Genomic DNA, 17655 nt, shown 5'->3' on the forward strand with positions numbered 1-17655 from the left:
CAGGAAGAAAAGCGAAAGGTGGCGCACGGGTGCTTTATCGCGCTGGCGGTGATTATTGTGCTTACTATGGTGGGATTAGTGCTATTTGGAAGTCCTTATTTAGGGTGGAATTATAAAGATCCAGAGACGGCGGTGCTGGGCACCCTTTTTCATTCTTTTGAATGGATCTTCGTACGCACCGCACCGATCGTCATCGTGGCTGCGGTTACGGGAATGGTGTGGACGCGCAGAAAAGAAAACTAAATAGCAGACTAAAAGCTGTGAGTTTAGGATAACCTTAGTTATATGCGTGAATGGAGGGTGAAGTGACTCTTACCTACCGGGTGGCAGCAGGCGTAGTGCGACTAGCGGGCGTAAAAAAGATGTTCCTAAAATCCAAGGAAGATATGCTGGAATACGCAAAGAAGCAAAATGCAAAGTCAGCTTTCAATCTCGCCAAAGCCCAGAAAAGAGCGAATAGAAAAAATTATTTTCTCTTTGAGCGGGAAGTTATGGGCTATCGGCTTGTGCGTTATCAAAAAAATGCCAAACCGGCCGCAGGAGCAGTGCTTTATCTCTTCGGCGGAGGGATGATTACTGGGCCAGATAAGCTGGATTTTTCGCTAGCGGAAAGAATAATGCAGCAAACGGAAAAAGACGTCTGGTTTTTGTTTTATCCTTTGTGTTCCGCAGATCGAAATATAAAAGAAACCTATGAAGTTTGCATTGTCACTTATGGGTTAATGACCAGCGAATACAGGGCAGAAAATATAAGTGTATTGGGATTTTCCTCCGGAGCTTGCCTGGCCGTAGGGATTTTCTTACACAACAATGCCCTGGGTAGGCCTTTGCCGATGCCCGGTAAAATAATTTCAGTTTCTCCCGGCGGGATTCCAGATTTAGCACTTGCAGAAAATAAGGAAATTTGGGAAAAACTTGTGGCACTCAACCCGAAAGACGTCATTATCGATCCTACGTATATTCGTACGGCCCGGGAAATTGCTAAGGGCACGGAAGATTTGCCTGAGTATATGCTAGATGGAACGGTTGGAGATTTTTCCGGTTTCCCGAAGACGTATTTCTATTACGGGGAAAATGAATGCCTCTACGCCTTTGCAGAATATTTTCAACAAGCTATGGAAAAATACCAGGTACCTTACGAGATAGTCGTGGGGGAGGGAATGTGCCACTGCTATCCGCTGCTGCGATTTTTTAAAGAAGGCCGGCAAGCTCAAGAGGAAATTATTGCTCTTTTGAAGTCTTGATGTGAATTGAAGGCTTGAGCGAAATAGGGAATGCGCAGATGCTCGGAATAGAAATAGTTATTTTATGTGCGGTATTTTTTCTGCTGTGTATTTTCGCTACTGGTACCGATAGTAAAAATCTGCAAAATTATGCGTCTTACCCTGATGAAGTGCAAAGACGAATAAGAGAGATACCCGAATATCGAGATAGATTTAAGGAAAGATCTAAAGTAGCTGTGTGGATAGCGAATTTTTTCCTCTTTTTCGGGCTATTTCTCGCTCTCGGGGTATTTATCCGGCAAAGAACTTTTCTGCCGAATTTCCTGGCGCTGTTTCTGCTGGGGCAAGCATTAAATACTTTTGATTTGCTCGTAATAGATCTGCTCTGGTGGCGCAATACGCCGCGGATTCGTTTTTCAAAAATTCCCCAAAAATGCCTCTACCAAGATCCGCAAAAACATATCGCGGCTTTTCTACGAGCTTTCATTATGTATTTTCTTATCGCGCTAATCGACGGATATTTATTGACGTTATTTTAAGGAGTATTTGCGCATTGCTATTTATTAATCCTGTGATTTATTAGCCGTGCGGGTATTAGCTATTTGGTGATTTGCCATGCGGGTATCTGCCGTCACGCAAACTTTCCAAAAAGTTTAGTTATTTTCCGTAAAAGCGTCGGCACTTTCTGCAAAAGAGTATATATTTATTGTAATAAATCATATATGGTTAGGGTGTTAGGCAGCTAGATACGATTCGGGCACTGTGGAAAATTTACCACCACAAACTGGGAATTAACAGTGCAGGAGTCAGTTTTAGCAGTGCTACTAGCAAAAAGTATCGGTCTGGATCCTCGGAGAAAGAAGGAATATCGTGGAAAGATTTCTAGGAAAAGTTGCAGTGGTGACGGGAGCCAGCTCTGGTATGGGGCGTGGTATTGCCCAGGCTCTTTGCGCAGAAGGTGCTACGGTAATCGTGGTGGCGCGGCGGCAGGAACGCTTGGAGGAGCTGGCCGAGAAATGCCAGAATATGCCCGGTAAAATTTTGCCGTATGTAGCAGATTTAATGCACGACGAAGAAAACCACAAGATGATTGATTATGCACTTGCCCAAGCGGGTCGGCTAGATATTCTCATTAATTGCGCCGGCATGATGGACGAAATGAAACCGGTCGGCGAAGTAGATGATGATCTCTATCGGCGGGTTATGACCTTAAATGTGAAGAGCCCGATGTTGGCTATGCAAAAAGCGGTGCAAATCATGGAAAAGCAAGGTGGTGGCAATATCGTTAACGTCGCTTCCATTGGAGGCACGAATGGTTGTAAAGCCGGTGCCGTCTACACTATGTCGAAGCATGCACTGATTGGCCTGACGCAAAACACCGCTTTCATGTATGCCGGAAAAAATATCAGAACTAATGCCATTTGCCCCGGTGGAGTTAAGACCGAAGTGGGAATCAATATGAAGAATCCGAGCCCCCTCGGTTTGGAACGAGTCATGGCGGGAGTGGATACTTCGATTCGGCAGGCAGAAGTGGAAGAAATAACTGGTTTAGTTCTCTTTATCGCCAGCGACGCCGCTTCTTTTATCAATGGCGCAGTTATCGCAGCAGACGGGGGAGTGACCGCCTGCTGAGAAAATAAGGGCTGGATGAAACTGCTGTAAAGCGGGGGCAAAGTGTAGAAAATCCTCTGCCGCACGCTAAAGCAGGTATGCTGGAGATATGGAAGATATCGCCCGCATTATGCAGATGGAAAAAGTGCTGAATCGTTTACTGGATAACTTACAAAAAGCGGAAGCCGCTTTAGATAGTTACGCAGAAATTACTTCTGACGTAGCTATCTTGGATAAGTATTATTCTGGAGCAGAGTGGTGGGCAGATCTGGCAGCTGACGAAGAGGGGCGGCTTCCAGAAGATTTAGAACGAGGCGTACTTTCGGAAGATGGCATCTACAATGCCTTTTTCTATGCCGATTCTCTGCGCCAGCGCTTGCAAGATCTAACTAGCGAACTCTAAATCACTACTCCATACGGTTTACCGAAAGCTGGGTGACTTTCCCTACCGTGGCAGAAATAAGCCAAATTATTAGGGCGGATGCTGCCAAGGCGCCGGATAGTACGGCTAGGTAGATTCCGGAAATTTGCGCCTGCATGGAGCTGGAAAAGTTGTTGACAAGTAAATAGCCGAGAAGTACACCGCTGCCGGCCGAAATTATGGAAATGGCTGCTAAAGGTGAGAAAGACTCAACTAACACCATACGCCGGAGGCGGCGCGGTTCCATTCCCGCCAGCCGCAGCGTCAATAGGCTGCGTCGCCGCTCTATTATTGAGGCGTAGGTGGATACAGTGAGAGAAATAATAGCCACAATTAGCGTCACAGCTAGTCCGGTATAGGTTAGATATACCAGCATACGCGTATAACTTGAATATACGTTGCCGTCGTAATTGGGGCGATAATCCATATCTACTCGTGAAGTGCTGGGCAGTAATTCCGCCAAATCAGAGCGTAACTTTTCAATGTCGGAGGCTTTCTGCAAGGAAAGCAGGTATCCCGGAGTGGAATCCTCTTCATTGTAGTCATTCAGCAGTTCGGCTCTACTTCCTTTTCCGATTGCTCCTGCTTCGGATTTAGGAGCGTGGAAATGTAGTAAAGCATATTCTCCATCGCAAGAAAAATCTTCTAGATAGGGGAGAGCATCTGCACACTTAAAGAGCGTATAGGCGTAGTTTATGCTCTCTGCTTTTGCTGCGGAATTTATATATTCTTTGGCTAATATTTGCTGAGTAGCATTATCGCTGACGGCCGGGTTGGAATCCGATACAAATAAGGTGACGCTAGTATCTTTTAAGTAATAATTTACTTGATCTTTCGCGTCTATCGCTTCGTATCCAGATATGCCAGTGAGGAAGAAACTTCCGGCAAAGAGCGCTAATACCACTCCCACTATAGAGCGAGAGATACGCCGAGCATGAGCTTGTACGTAGTTTTCTCCGATATATACTTCGGTACTGCGTGTACGTAGTGATCTCAGCTTCGCTATTAAAAAGGTTAAATAGGGGCTGGCTATTACTAGCCCAATCATTACCACCATAATGCTGGCGAGGAAAGCTACGAGGTAGCGGTCGTTGGTACTCTGGGGAACGTAATAAACGAGGAAAATACTTGCACCCATTCCTCCTAGCAGCGGTAATAGGCGCCAAAAATGAGGGCGCGGTGATTTTTTGCTCTGCCGTGCCACTCCGAGCGGGGAAGTGAATAAGCGGCGCAGTCCCCGCGCATTAGCAAAAATTACCGCTCCGAAAGTGATGGCGATAATTATTAGATACTGTTGCCAAGAAAGGGTGAGTTGTTCTGGAAAATAGCGGCTGCTGGAGAGCGTAAAATTGGAAAGTGCCGGGCGCAAAGCCGTGCCAATAATAATTCCGCCGATAGTTCCGATTGCCGCTGCCACCGCGGATTCAAATAAAGAAATAGTGGCAATTTGCCTTCCCGTAGCTCCCCCTAAACGCAGAGCCGCATAGCGCTGCTCCCGCTGCACTCCACCGAGCTGGGCTGCCACAATGAGGAGCATAATCACCGGGAAAAGTACTATTAATATTCCCAAATAAAAGACTTTGCTTATCACTTTAGGAAAAACATCACCAGCATTACTGCGGTGGAATTTATAGACGGGGAAAGCGCCCGAATTGGGATCAGAATGTAGATTATCTACGCCGCTGATAACTACCAGCGAATCTCTGCCGTAGACCATATCATGCGGTATTTCTCCCTTGTAAATTTTCCCGAAACGTTTTTGTATCTCCATTTCGGGATGTTTCTCTACTATCTGTTTCAATGCAGGTGATAAGTAGTATTCACCATTATTGGGTACCGCAAGATCGAGCATATTTTCGATATTAGAATCTCCGCGCTCCACCAAGTATTGTTCGATGCGGTCATCTTGGTATTTCAATAAAGCGCCGCCGGTCTCCGGTTTTATCCACAGTGGCTTTATCCCGTCTCGTTCTGCTCCGTTACTCGGAGATTTCGTTGATTCTTCGTAGGCATCCGATATGGAGGTAGTGAACCCATAAGAAGGGTTTTGGAATATAGCGTTGTGGAATGAGGTATAGACTACCAGCATAGCTACACCGAGAGCCACGGTAGCGCCGATAAGAAGCAAGCGCCCTAAATTAGAGCGGATTGATTTTTTAAAAAGAATCCAAGCGAGTTTCATTAGGCGTTTACCAGCTTTCCATCTCGTACTACTACTTCGTTATCGGCATAGGCAGCTATGAGTGGTTCGTGGGTCACTAGCACTACCGTAATGTGGCGATTGCGCGCTTGAGCTACCAGTAATTCCATCACGCGTTCCGAATTATAAGAATCGAGTGAACCGGTGGGTTCGTCGGCAAAAATTACTCTCGGTTCGTAGGTGAGCACCCGAGCCAGTGCCACGCGCTGGGCTTCTCCACCCGAAAGCTGGCCGGGTAGGGAATACTCTTTACCAGCTAGGTCTACGGCAGCGAGCGCAGCTTGCGCTTTTTCTTGGGCGTCTTTCAATTTCATTCCGCTGAGTAGTAGCGGTACTGCCGCATTGTCGAGGGCTGATAGCTCTGGCACTAATTGGGAAAACTGAAAAATAAAGCCAAATTCGCTACGGCGCAGTAGTGTACGTTCGGTATCGTTCAGGGAGGTGATGCGGGTATCTCCGTAATATACTTCGCCACTATCAGGTAAGATAATTCCTGCTAGGCAGTGCAACAGCGTTGATTTACCGGAGCCAGAAGGTCCCATAATTGCGAGTACTTTTCCGCTCTCAATTTGCAGAGATAAATCATTTAGGGCGGCTGTTTTTCCAAAATTTTTCACTAAATTATTTGCTTTAATCATGGAGTTCTTCTTTCAGGGTGGTAAGGCGGGACGACGTGAGATCTATCCAGCGTAAATCGGCTTCTATATGAAAAATTGCATGGTCTATCTGTAGATGTTCGGCGAGGCTGCTGTTCCGGCGTTTTTCGACGAGCTCGCGCATTCTTTGAATGTGGGCATGGCGTTGATTCTGCAAGTAAGCAGCGGCATCGCCATCTAAAAGCAATGCCAGTACCGTTTTGATGTAAATAGTGGAATGTAAATTGGGGCTGGGCGCTTCTGGGGTATTAAGCCAAGTAAGTAGCGCATTCGTGCCAATTTCCGTAATTTCATAGCAGGTGCGCGCGGGGCCGCCGGACGCATCTGAATTCGCTATTTCGATTATCTGTTGATTTTTCTTTAGCCGCGAAAGCGTGGAGTAAATTTGCCCGGCAAGTATGGGCTTCTCTGATCCGAAAAGATCGTCATACATTTGCTTTAGAGAATAGCCGTAGCTGGCTTCTTTCGCTATCAAACCCAGCATCGCATATTGCGTAGACATATAATCTCCTAATTTACCTGTATATCTTGGCTTTTTGTAACTGGAAAATCTTTTAGACGACCAGTGCAGCCCTCACTATACACTCAGTGTATAGTGAGATGCAAACGAGTTTATGCCGGCGTGTTTTGAAAACTTATTACGCAAGATAGTGAATTGTAGATGCGCGGAATACCTACTGTAGATGCGCGTAATACAATTACAGATACGCAGAGCGATATATAAATTGCCCTAAATCAGTGGGAAAGTTCAGGCAAAACTGATAAGAAAATCAGGCTAAATTAAAGGGAGAATTGCGGGAAAAAGGCGAAGAAACTATGGCAAAGTAGTAAGGAAGTTTGGAAACTTATTAGGGAAGTCTTGGTAAGAGATTTAGGGAAGTTACTATAAGAGATCTAACGAAATTGCCGTAAAAGAATTTAAGGAAATTGCTGTAAAAGAAGCGACACATAAGAAGTTAGGAATAGCAATAGAGCAAGTAATAGATGTAGCTGGGATAGAGGTCTCAATACGCCGGCGGCGCGGAATGCGCAATATGTATTTACGGGTATTACCTCCTACAGGAGCAGTGCAGGTGAGCGCGCCTTATTTTCTCAGCCGCCGGCGAATTGAAAAATTTGTAGCGGAAAATATCGCGCAAATTTCTCGCCAACGCCGGCAAATACAGAAAATCTATCCTAATTTTCACTACCAACCGGGTGAGCTGCATTATCTGTGGGGAGATCTCTATCCACTACGGTGGGGAAAAGCGAAAAGTTGGAGCGCCGAAAAAACTGCTAAAGAAATTATGCTTTTTCTTCCGGCGTCTTTCTACCGGGAAGTCGCGCATTATGAAGCAGCGCATCGTGAAATTGCACATTATGAAATCGCGCCCGAGCTGAATAGCCTTATATATGAGTTTTCTTCGGCGGAGAAAAAATGCTGCGCCCGTGCCCTCGAAAATTTCTATCGGCGCGAGCTGAAAGTAGCCCTGGCGCAGGTGGCAGAAAAATACGAAACTCTCTTGGGAGAAAAAGCTAGCGAATACCGTATCCGGCGGATGCGCACTCGCTGGGGGAGTTGTAATGTAGATAAACGCCGCATTTGGATAAATTTGCAGCTAGCGCAGCTTCCGCCAGTCTGTTTAGAATATGTGGTAATCCGTGAACTATTGCATCTAAAAGAAGCAAAACATTCGCCGCGGTTTTATGCTCTTTTAGAGCAGTATTGCCCAGATTGGAAGCAATGGGATCCAAATAATTTGGTCACCAGAAGTGATTTCTGGGAGGAGCGAAATAAAAACAATGGATTTGAAAGAGCTTAAAAAAGAACCTGGAAAAGAGCCTGGAAAAGAGCCTAGAAGAAGGGCATTTCCAGGCAAATTCGGAAAATTAGCAATGTTAATTCTGCTTTTTTCGGGCGGCTATTTACTGCTTTTTTTGCGCGTGCACTACACTCTAATTCCGGTTTTGAACAATATAGCTCTTTTAGTGGGAATTTTATTTATTTTGGCCACAGCTATCGGAGTAATAATTCTCCTAGCGCTTCTACCTATCGCTAATCTGCTGGGGCGAATTCTCAAGGTGATAGTGGTGATTTTACTTCTGGGTGCGCTGTGCTTGGGAGGATTTCTTTCTTTACTGTATATTGCTTTCGAATTTCGAAATAATAATTCTTTTCATTCGGAAGGAGAGCAATATTATTGCGTAGAAGCGGGTTTCCCTGATATTTATTACGATATTTATAAGCGCACTAGTTGGGCGACGATGGAAAAAGTCGTGGAGTATCTAGAGTATGTGCCAGAGAAAATTACGGAAGAAAATGCTCCCGATTTACTGAAAGGCCATGCGCCACAGAGTGATCAATGAAAACAAATTAACAACTAAAGCTGCCGGTTACTTACCGCACGCCGGGAGATGCTAGGCTGTAACGGCATGATTTATTATTTACCGGTAATTATTTGGGGGATATACCTTGAGTGTAAATAGCTTTAATGCTTGTTCGCAGCTGCAAGTAGGGCAGAAAAAATACGAGATTTACCGGCTTTCTGCGCTGGCTGGAGTGGAGCGGCTTCCCTACAGCTTAAAAATACTTTTAGAGAATTTATTGCGTAATGAAGATGGCGCTAATATACGAGCTGAGCATATTAAGGCACTTGCGGAGTGCAATCTCCGCGCCGGTGAAAATCAAGAGATTCAATTTACGCCAGCGCGAGTGATTATGCAGGATTTTACTGGTGTACCTTGCGTGGTAGATTTAGCGGCAATGCGTGAAGCAGTGGCCGAGCTGGGGGGAAATCCCGATGTCATTAATCCGCTGCGCCCTGCCGAGATGGTTATAGATCATTCGGTGCAGATCGACGTATTCGGTAGTAAAGATGCCTTAAAACGCAATATGGATCGGGAATATGAGCGCAACGGCGAACGCTACCAGTTTTTAAGGTGGGGGCAGAACGCTTTTCAGAATTTCAAAGTAGTACCTCCGGGGATGGGTATAGTGCATCAAGTAAATCTGGAGTACCTCGCCCGCGTCGTCATGCAGCAGGAAAAAGACGGCGTAGTGCAGGCATATCCCGATACTTGTGTGGGTACTGATTCGCATACCACCATGGTGAATGGTCTAGGAGTGCTCGGCTGGGGAGTAGGCGGTATTGAAGCAGAGGCCGCTATGTTGGGTCAACCGGTGTCGATGCTTATTCCTCCCGTAGTGGGCTTCCGGTTACGTGGAGAAATACCGGCCGGTGCCACTGCTACAGATGTGGTGCTTACTATTACGGAAATGCTACGCGCAAAAGGCGTAGTAGGAAAGATAGTTGAGTTCTATGGAGATGGTCTTTCGCAGGTGCCGCTAGCGAATCGCGCTACTATCGGCAATATGAGCCCTGAATTTGGCTCTACCGCAGCTATTTTCCCGATTGACGAAGCCACCTTAGATTATCTGCGCTTGACCGGCCGCAGTGCTGAGCAAATTGCACTGGTGGAAGCATATGCAAAAGAGCAGGGGCTATGGGCTAATCCGCAGGTGGAGCTAGAGTATTCCGAATATATGGAATTAGATTTATCCACGATAGTGCCCTCTATCTCTGGGCCGAAACGCCCGCAAGATCGAATTGCGCTAGCGCAGGCACAGCAGGCATTTTTGGAAACGCTTCCTAACTATCTAAATTCAGATACGGCGCAAAGTGCGGTGCCGGTACAGGGAATCGACGGTTCGGATACTTCACTGAGCAACGGCGATATTGTAATCGCCTCTATTACCTCCTGTACTAATACTTCCAACCCCTCGGTAATGTTGGCCGCAGCTTTATTAGCGCGCAATGCAGTAGCGAAAGGGCTGCGTAGTAAACCCTGGGTAAAGACTTCTTTAGCGCCCGGTTCTAAAGTGGTGAGCGATTACTATGAAAAAGCCGGATTATGGCCGGCGCTCGAAGCACTCGGATTTAATTTAGTTGGCTATGGGTGCGCCACCTGTATCGGCAATTCGGGCCCGCTTCCGCAAGCAATTTCCGATGCCGTCAATAAAGAAGACTTGGTGGTACTTTCCGTACTTTCCGGAAACAGAAATTTTGAGGGGCGCATAAACCCAGATGTAAAGATGAATTATTTAGCTTCGCCGCCTTTGGTGATTGCCTATGCGCTGGCGGGGAGCATGAACTTTGATTTTGCTACTATGCCGCTGGGGCAAGATGAAAACGGTGCAGATGTATATTTGCGTGATATCTGGCCAGATCCAGCAGAAGTAGCAGCAGTAATGGCAGCCACTATTGATACGGAAATGTATCGGCGCAACTACCGAGATATTTTCGCTGGTGATGAGCGTTGGCAAAATCTATCGACCCCGGCGGGTGAGCTTTTTGCCTGGGATGCTGATTCCACTTATATTCGCAAACCACCTTATTTCGTAGGTATGAAGAAAGAGATTCAACCGGTGGTAGATATTGTGGGAGCGCGCGTACTGGCGAAGCTCGGCGATTCTGTGACTACTGACCATATTTCTCCGGCTGGTGCTATTAAAGCTAATTCTCCAGCTGGGCGTTATCTGGAAGAGCAGGGAGTAGCGCGAGCTGATTTTAATTCCTACGGTTCGCGCCGCGGCAATCATGAAGTGATGATACGAGGTACTTTCGCCAATATTCGGCTCCGCAATCAACTATTAGACGGCGTAGAAGGCGGATACACCTGGAATTTCCTCAGCGATAAAGAAGAAGCAATTTTTGATGCCGCGCAGGCTTATAAAGAAGCAAAAGTGCCTTTGGTGGTTTTAGGTGGTAAAGAATATGGATCGGGCTCTTCGCGCGATTGGGCAGCTAAAGGTACTGCTCTGTTGGGAGTGAAAGCCGTATTGGCTGAATCCTTCGAGCGTATTCACCGTTCCAATCTGATTGGGATGGGAGTGCTTCCCTTGCAGTATCAAGAAGGCGAAAATGCAGCTAGCTTAGGGTTAGATGGGAGCGAAGTATTCACGATTTCCGGGATTTCTGCGCTGAACTTCGGAATTACTCCGGAAACGCTCAGGGTAACTGCGGAAAAGAGCGACGGGGAAAAGATTACTTTCGCGGTGCGGCTGCGTATTGATACCCCGGGTGAAGCAGACTATTTCCGCCATGGGGGAATTCTGCAATATGTACTGCGGCAGCTGGTAGGCTAAAACGCATGGGCATTCTTGCGAAAATTTCAGACCCAGCTGATATAAAAAAGCTGAGCCTTTTGGAGATGCGCAGTTTAGCGCAGGAAATTCGCCGTTTTCTCATCACTAATGTGGCGCGTACTGGCGGGCACTTGGGCCCTAATCTGGGCGTAGTGGAGCTGAGCATTGCGCTGCATCGGGTATTTGATTCTCCCGCCGATAAATTAATATTCGATACTGGGCATCAAGCATATGTGCATAAATTGCTTACCGGGCGCAGAGATTTTACGCAGCTGCGGCAGGCGGGCGGAATTTCTGGTTATCCTTCCCGCCGAGAATCAGTGCACGATATTGTCGAAAATTCGCATGCTAGTACTTCGCTTTCGTGGGCAGATGGAATATCGCGGGGAATGCAACTCCAAGGAGATGATCATTGTGTGGTCGCCGTGATAGGCGACGGAGCTATGACTGGCGGTATGAGCTGGGAAGCTTTGAATAATATCGCGGAAGATAGCAACCGGCGGCTCATAATAGTGCTCAATGATAATGGGCGTTCTTATGCTCCTACTATCGGCGGTATGGTGCGGAGGATTGATTCTTTTAAAAAAATTGATGAATTTCGCATCAGTAAAGAATATGAAGATCTTCTCGAACGCATTAAAAGCAATTTGAAAAAATCGGGGCTTCCCGGGAATTTGGTCTACGATACCTTGCGCGGATTGAAGCAAGGAGTAAAAGGTGCGCTGGTAGATGCAGGTATTTTTGATTCGTTGGGCTTGAAGTATATTGGGCCGATTGATGGGCATAATTTGGAAAATTTACTAGAAGCTTTCCAAATGGCAAAAGATTACGGCGGGCCAGTGGTGGTGCATGCTATTACGGAAAAAGGCCGTGGCTATAAGCCTGCAGAAGAAAATAAGGCAGATCATTTTCACGCTGTGGGGCGTATTCACCCCGAAACGGGCCTGCCAATCGTCGAATCTCGCTTCGGCTGGACGAGTGTATTTTCCGAAGAAATGCTGCAGCTGGCGCGGGAAAATCCCAAATTGATCGGGGTGACGGCGGCGATGCTGCTGCCGGTAGGTTTAGGGCCTATGCAGCAGGAATTCCCGGAGCGCATAATTGACGTGGGAATTGCCGAGCAGCACGGCATGACTATGAGTGCCGGATTGGCGAAAGCTGGTATGCATCCGGTATTTGCTCTCTATGCCACTTTTATGAATCGGGCTTTCGATCAATTGCTGATGGACGTCGCGCTACACAATGAAGCCGTAACTATCTGTTTAGATCGCTCTGGTATTACGGGTGACGATGGACCCTCCCATAACGGTATGTGGGATCTTTCTCTGGCTGCGATGATTCCGGGCTTGCAGGTGGGAGTGCCGCGCGATGGGGAGCGCTTGCGAGAATTATTGCGGCAGGCGGTGCAGATTTCTAGCCCGACGCTGCTGCGCTATCCGAAAGGTCCAGTACCGCCCGATATTCCCGCTATCGCGAAACGAGGAAGCCTTGATGTGCTCTTTTCGCGAACGCTGCCGGGAGAAAAACCGCTCTTAGTGATGGGAGTGGGAGCCTTTAGTGCTTTAGCCGTGCAAGGCAGTCAACTAGCAGATACCGGCACTCTCGTGGTAGATCCGCGCTGGATTCTCCCTATTGCTGAGGATTTATTGCAGCTCGCGGAGGAAGTAGCTGGGTTTGTGGTGCTGGAAGATGGTTTGGTAGACGGGGGAGTAGGCAGTGAACTGCAGATTGCTCTGCAAAAGCGGGGAATCATGCGCCCCGTGCGCGCCCTGGGAATCAATAAAGAATTCATTATGCAAGGGAAGAGAGCCGATATCCTAGCTGCGGAAAATCTGACGCCGGCAGGAGTGGCACAAGAAATTACTAATTTCGCCGAGGGAATAAAGGATAAAGAATAAGGCTTCTAGAGCGAGTATTTACTGGGTAGCTGCCGAAAGTGCCTTCACCACTTCTTGACACTGCCAATTACGCGCACCCCAGGTAACTAGTTTTTCTTGCAAATCGGAATAATCTTTCCAGCCTTCCCAAGCGGCGCGTTTTTGTAATTGCGGCTTTAACAGCACTTCTTGGCGAATTCCTAACTGCGCAGCGTAGTTAAGTACAGCTGGGCGGAGCGTATTCCAGCGTTCATAGGCGTCACTATGGGTATGCTGCCAGCGGTTTACCGGTGGAAAAAGGCTGGGCTTTTCCAGCAATTTTTCTGGTAACTCCTCTAGAGGCGATTTCCACGCTTCGTTAATAGCCTCCCACCATATCGGAATATCTTTTTTCCGTACCCGTGAACGCATCTGCGGAGCTGAGCGCACATCGGCTTGGGAGCGGGGGCGGCGTTTGGCCAAGGCTCCTAAATCGCGCGCCGGAAGCACCAAATCTGGTGCTAAATCGCGGGCTTTGGCGAGTTCATCTCGGCGTTGCCAGAGTAGTTCCAGCATTCTAAAGGCGCGGCGATCTTTAATGCCATTTTGCCGGGCCGCTTTTCGCCACGGCTGTTTTCTGGGAGGGCGCGGCGGGCGCGTCCGCACATATTCACATTCTTCTTCGAACCAAGCTGTTCTGCCAGCTTTCTCCAGCTCCACTGTGAGTTTATCTTTTAATTCATGCAGTAGCTCTACATCTAAAGCCGCATAGGCGCGTAACTCTGCTTCCAGCGGCCGCTTCGACCAATCTGCCCGCGAATGTTCTTTTGCTAATTTATATCCCAGTACGTGGGCGGTCATAAACTGCAGAGATACACTCTCATATCCGAGAAGTAAACCAGCTATTTCGGTGTCGAAAAGTTTGCGGGGGCTTAAGCCTAGTTGAGCCAGGCAGGGAAGGTCTTGATCAGCTGCATGCAAAATCCATTCCCCCTGCATTATCTGCGCGAGCGGCGCTAGTTCAGCTTCTATCCCCACTGGATCAATCAGAAAAATTTCTCTTCCGCGCCGCTTTATTTGTACAAGATAGGCGCGGCTAGAGTAGCGAATTCCCATTGCGCGTTCGGTATCTACCGCAAATTCTCCTTTGCCAGCTTCTAGCGCAGTTAATGCTTTCTGAATATCCTTATTGATTAACTCGGGTATTCCATCGCGGGGAGCAGATAAAAGAGTGCCAGGTAACTCCGCTAAATTCAAATTTTTTCCGCCTTTCGCGGTAGCGAGCTGATATTTTCCACAAAAGGAGGCAAACCGGCCAAAGAAGCGGCAAAATCAGCCCAGGCGTGCAGATGCTCGGTCAAATAGGGAGTAGCAGGGCTCCAAGAGGCGCGCAATTCCAGTTCAATGCGAGAAGAATTTATATATAATCCACCGAAAGTCTCATTGAAAATACGAGTGACGGTACCACTGAGATTATGAAAAGACGCTCCCTGCTTTTGCAGAGATTCTGGCAACCAAGACCACGCTACTTCGCCGAGTAATGGGTCATCACCCATTTCACTTTCTATAGGAGCACGGGCGTGCACAATAACGCGAAAATTACCATCCCACGCACTTTGCCCGGCGGGGTCATAAAGCACTACAAATTTGGTGTCTCCCAGATAGTGATCGGGATCTAAATCCGCCGTATCATTTATTTCCGCTTGTAGCGCGACTGCCCAAGGAGCTATGCGGGTAGGAGCCGGGATTTGCGTAATATGAAATTCGGGTCGAAAACTTTGCCCTTTTAAGGATTCGAGGGCAGTACAGAAATCACGAGGAGGAGTTTCTTCCGAATCAGACACACCTGCACTTTACCGCCCTAAAGCACTTTTTCCCTCTAGGCACGCCGATTTCCCGAGGTGATCAAAATGCTAACGGCTGGTAAATTTAATTTTTGCTGGCAGTAATTCCGGAGAGCTTATTGCCAGTATCCTTAGATTTAGTAGCTTTTCGAATAAACACAATCACGGAGCGGGCGGGCACCGGGAAGTTCATTTTTGCTCCCAGAGCCGCCGGTAAATCTATTTTTGTGCTGGTAGCGAGCACTAATTCCCAGGGCTGCGCGTTATCAGAATCGGGAATAGTGAAGGTTAAATCTTCTTCGGAAGCATTAAAAGCGAGGAGGAAATCATCATCGGTAATATTTCGCCCGTGGGAATCTGGTTCGAGAATTTTATCGCCGTTTACAAAAATGAGTAGGGAACGCGCATAAAAAGTATCCCAATCTTCGGCGGTCATATAGGAAGCATCGCCGCGCATCCATTCGATATCTCCTTGGGCGCTAGTGCCTCCCCGCAGTGCTTCGCCGCGTAAGAAACGGCGCCGGCGGAATACCGGATGATCTTTCCGCAGTTTTATAAGTTGTTGGGTGAAGACGAAAAGTTCTTTTTGCCAGTCTTCCACTTGCCAGTTAATCCAAGATAGCTCATTATCTTGGCAGTAAGTATTATTATTTCCGTCTTTGGTAGTGCCTATTTCATCTCCGTGCGAGAGCATCGGCACCCCTTGGGAAAGTAGCAGAGTGGTGAGAAAATTCTTCATCTGCTGGAGGCGCAAGGAGTTAATCTGCGGATCAGTGCTGGGCCCTTCGGCTCCGCAATTCCAAGAGCGGTTATGGGACTCCCCGTCGGCGTTATTCTCGCCATTTGCCTCATTGTGTTTTTCGTTATAGGAAACTAAATCGTGCAGCGTGAAGCCGTCGTGCGCCGTAATGAAATTAATTGAAGCTACGGGGCGTCTTCCGGAATTTTCATAGAGATCAGAAGAACCGGAAAAACGGGAGGCGAAGTCATCTAGCAGGGAAGGTTCGCCGCGCCAAAAATCGCGCATAGTATCGCGATATTTTCCATTCCATTCTGTCCAAAGAGGAGGAAACTCTCCTACGTTGTATCCGCCATCGCCGATATCCCACGGTTCGGCAATTAGTTTCACCTGAGAAATAATCGGGTCTTGTTGGATAATATCGAAAAAAGTGGAAAGTTTATCTACGTCGTGCAATTCGCGGGCCAGCGTCGAAGCTAAATCAAAACGGAAGCCATCCACATGCATCTCCGTGATCCAATAGCGCAAAGAATCCATAATTAACTGCAGAGTGTGCGGAGCGCGCATATTTAGGGAATTGCCGGTGCCGGTGGTATCAAAATAATGGGCGGCATCGCCGGGCACCAGGCGGTAATAGTTTTGATTATCCAAACCCCGGAAAGAGAGGGTGGGCCCTAAATGATTTCCTTCCGCGGTGTGGTTGTAGACGACGTCTAAAATCACTTCAATATCGGCTTCGTGAAGTGCTTTTACCATAGATTTGAACTCATCTACCTGCTTGCCGGGACCTTTTTCGGAGCAGTAAGTATTCTGAGGTGCAAAATAACCGATGGTGTTGTAGCCCCAGTAATTAGAAAGTCCTTTTTCCGTCAGCGAGGTGTCATTTACAAACTGGTGTACCGGCATGAGCTCCAGTGCCGTAATCCCCAAATCTTTTAGATACTTAATCGTGGTGGGGTAGGCAATTCCCATATAGGTGCCACGCAATTCTTCCGGCACTTCTGAATCGAGTTGGGTAAATCCTTTTACGTGTGCTTCGTAGATGACGGAGTTGTGATACTCGTGGGCGGGTGGGCGATCGTGCCCCCAATCAAAATAGGGATTATGTACCACCGAAAGCATCGTATGCCCGAGCGAATCTTCCGCTATATACTCCTGTGGATTCGCGAAATTATAAGAAAAATTGGCTTGATGATTAGCCACTTGCCCGTCAATTGCTTTTGCGTATGGATCGAGCAGAATTTTACTGCTATCGTGGCGGAGGCCTTTTTCGGGAGCGTATTCTCCATAAGCGCGGAACCCATAATGTTGGCCCGGGCCGACTCCCGGAAGGTAGCAGTGCCATACGTAGCCATCTATTTCACTTAGGTTAATTCGGGTCTCTTGCAGATCTTTATCGATTAAGCAGAGCTCTATTTTTTCTGCAGTAGAAGAGAAAACGGCAAAATTAGTGCCACTACCGTCGTAAGTAGCTCCGAGTGGATACGGAGCACCAGGCCAAACTTCCATATATAACTTCTTTTCTCACTGCGAAATTAGCGCACATCTTGGGAGTGTGCGCTCTTATTTACGTGTTTTTGTTAAGTTTCCTTAACTTGTTAGGTTTTCTTATTTACTAAGTATAGCGAAGAGTTATCTGCGTATAGGGAAGAATTATCTGCGCAGGGGAGCGCGCCGCTTTCTAATAGGCATTTCTTTTAGGAGTGGGCGATACTGGGATCGAACCAGTGACCTCTTCCGTGTGAAGGAAGCGCGCTACCCCTGCGCCAATCGCCCATAACGCAGATAATCGTATATCGACCTTGCGCTTTTCGCAAACTCCCAGAGGTGGCGCAGGTCATCTTCTCTGATTGGACAGGAGAGGGAAATTTTCGCTATATTAGTTCCGCACCCGTTAAGGGAATGCATGTGCGGATGTAGCTCAGTTGGTAGCTGTCTCTTATACACATCTGACGCTGCCGACGAAACCTTATGGGTGTA

At 47.5% G+C, this 17655-nt stretch carries 14 protein-coding genes, 1 tRNA gene and 1 pseudogene; 9 read left to right on the forward strand and 7 right to left on the reverse strand.

All coding sequences use genetic code 11. From position 1 onward, the window contains the following. From Q0X35_RS02600 to Q0X35_RS02620, 5 genes and pseudogenes are all read left to right on the forward strand, one after another. Nucleotides 1-243: pseudogene (locus Q0X35_RS02600) on the forward strand (transcriptional regulator); the annotation flags it as partial. 62 nt (nt 244-305) lie between these two features. Continuing rightward, nucleotides 306-1244 (forward strand): alpha/beta hydrolase, encoded by a 939-nt coding sequence (locus Q0X35_RS02605; RefSeq protein WP_297565048.1) that lies wholly within the window; start codon nt 306-308, stop codon nt 1242-1244. A gap of 14 nt (nt 1245-1258) precedes the next feature. Continuing rightward, entirely contained in the window at nt 1259-1762 is a 504-nt protein-coding gene (locus tag Q0X35_RS02610) for an ABC transporter permease (RefSeq protein WP_297565051.1), read from the forward strand. A gap of 331 nt (nt 1763-2093) precedes the next feature. Beyond that, nucleotides 2094-2855 carry an SDR family NAD(P)-dependent oxidoreductase gene (locus tag Q0X35_RS02615; protein WP_297565054.1) on the forward strand — a complete coding sequence of 254 codons (762 nt, stop codon included), beginning with the start codon at nt 2094-2096 and terminating at the stop codon, nt 2853-2855. Nucleotides 2856-2943: 88 nt separating this feature from the next. Further along, nucleotides 2944-3237, forward strand: coding sequence for a DUF4298 domain-containing protein (locus Q0X35_RS02620; protein WP_297565056.1), 294 nt, complete (start codon nt 2944-2946; stop codon nt 3235-3237). A gap of 4 nt (nt 3238-3241) precedes the next feature. On the opposite strand, the gene Q0X35_RS02625 is transcribed toward Q0X35_RS02620, so the two are convergent. The 3 genes from Q0X35_RS02625 to Q0X35_RS02635 are packed head-to-tail and all read right to left on the reverse strand — an operon-like array spanning nt 3242 to nt 6613. Further along, on the reverse strand, nt 3242-5437 hold the full coding sequence (locus Q0X35_RS02625; protein ID WP_297565057.1) for an FtsX-like permease family protein: 2196 nt from the start codon (nt 5435-5437) through the stop codon (nt 3242-3244). Beyond that, complete coding sequence (locus Q0X35_RS02630; protein WP_073996442.1) at nt 5437-6093, reverse strand: ABC transporter ATP-binding protein; 657 nt, start codon at nt 6091-6093, stop codon at nt 5437-5439. Before Q0X35_RS02630 ends, Q0X35_RS02625 begins: the two co-directional genes overlap by 1 nt. Beyond that, nucleotides 6086-6613 (reverse strand): PadR family transcriptional regulator, encoded by a 528-nt coding sequence (locus tag Q0X35_RS02635; RefSeq protein WP_297565061.1) that lies wholly within the window; start codon nt 6611-6613, stop codon nt 6086-6088. Before Q0X35_RS02635 ends, Q0X35_RS02630 begins: the two co-directional genes overlap by 8 nt. Nucleotides 6614-7136: 523 nt before the next feature. Here Q0X35_RS02635 and Q0X35_RS02640 point away from each other — a divergent pair. The 4 genes from Q0X35_RS02640 to dxs all read left to right on the forward strand — a co-directional run bounded on the left by Q0X35_RS02640 (nt 7137) and on the right by dxs (nt 13134). Next, nucleotides 7137-7913, forward strand: coding sequence for a M48 family metallopeptidase (locus Q0X35_RS02640; RefSeq protein ID WP_297565064.1), 777 nt, complete (start codon nt 7137-7139; stop codon nt 7911-7913). 145 nt (nt 7914-8058) lie between these two features. Then, the gene (locus Q0X35_RS02645) at nt 8059-8457 is read left to right on the forward strand and encodes a hypothetical protein (RefSeq protein WP_297565066.1); all 399 of its coding nucleotides are present in this window, start codon (nt 8059-8061) and stop codon (nt 8455-8457) included. 106 nt (nt 8458-8563) lie between these two features. Beyond that, on the forward strand, nt 8564-11236 hold the full coding sequence (acnA, locus tag Q0X35_RS02650) for an aconitate hydratase AcnA (protein WP_297565069.1): 2673 nt from the start codon (nt 8564-8566) through the stop codon (nt 11234-11236). A gap of 5 nt (nt 11237-11241) precedes the next feature. Further along, on the forward strand, nt 11242-13134 hold the full coding sequence (gene dxs, locus Q0X35_RS02655; protein ID WP_297565071.1) for a 1-deoxy-D-xylulose-5-phosphate synthase: 1893 nt from the start codon (nt 11242-11244) through the stop codon (nt 13132-13134). 18 nt (nt 13135-13152) lie between these two features. Here dxs and Q0X35_RS02660 read toward each other — a convergent pair whose 3' ends face one another. The 4 genes from Q0X35_RS02660 to Q0X35_RS02675 form a co-directional block, all read right to left on the reverse strand. Continuing rightward, nucleotides 13153-14349 carry an HRDC domain-containing protein gene (locus Q0X35_RS02660; protein ID WP_297565073.1) on the reverse strand — a complete coding sequence of 399 codons (1197 nt, stop codon included), beginning with the start codon at nt 14347-14349 and terminating at the stop codon, nt 13153-13155. Further along, nucleotides 14346-14936: a DUF3000 domain-containing protein gene (locus Q0X35_RS02665; protein ID WP_297565075.1), complete on the reverse strand. Its 591-nt coding sequence runs from the start codon at nt 14934-14936 to the stop codon at nt 14346-14348. Before Q0X35_RS02665 ends, Q0X35_RS02660 begins: the two co-directional genes overlap by 4 nt. 85 nt (nt 14937-15021) lie before the next feature. Continuing rightward, the gene (gene glgX / locus Q0X35_RS02670; protein WP_297565079.1) at nt 15022-17184 is read right to left on the reverse strand and encodes a glycogen debranching protein GlgX; all 2163 of its coding nucleotides are present in this window, start codon (nt 17182-17184) and stop codon (nt 15022-15024) included. 195 nt (nt 17185-17379) lie between these two features. Beyond that, a tRNA-Val gene (locus Q0X35_RS02675) sits at nt 17380-17451 on the reverse strand. Nucleotides 17452-17655 lie beyond the last annotated feature (204 nt).

This window comes from uncultured Arcanobacterium sp. (assembly GCF_947253055.1).
Classification (GTDB): Bacteria; Actinomycetota; Actinomycetes; order Actinomycetales; family Actinomycetaceae; genus Arcanobacterium_A.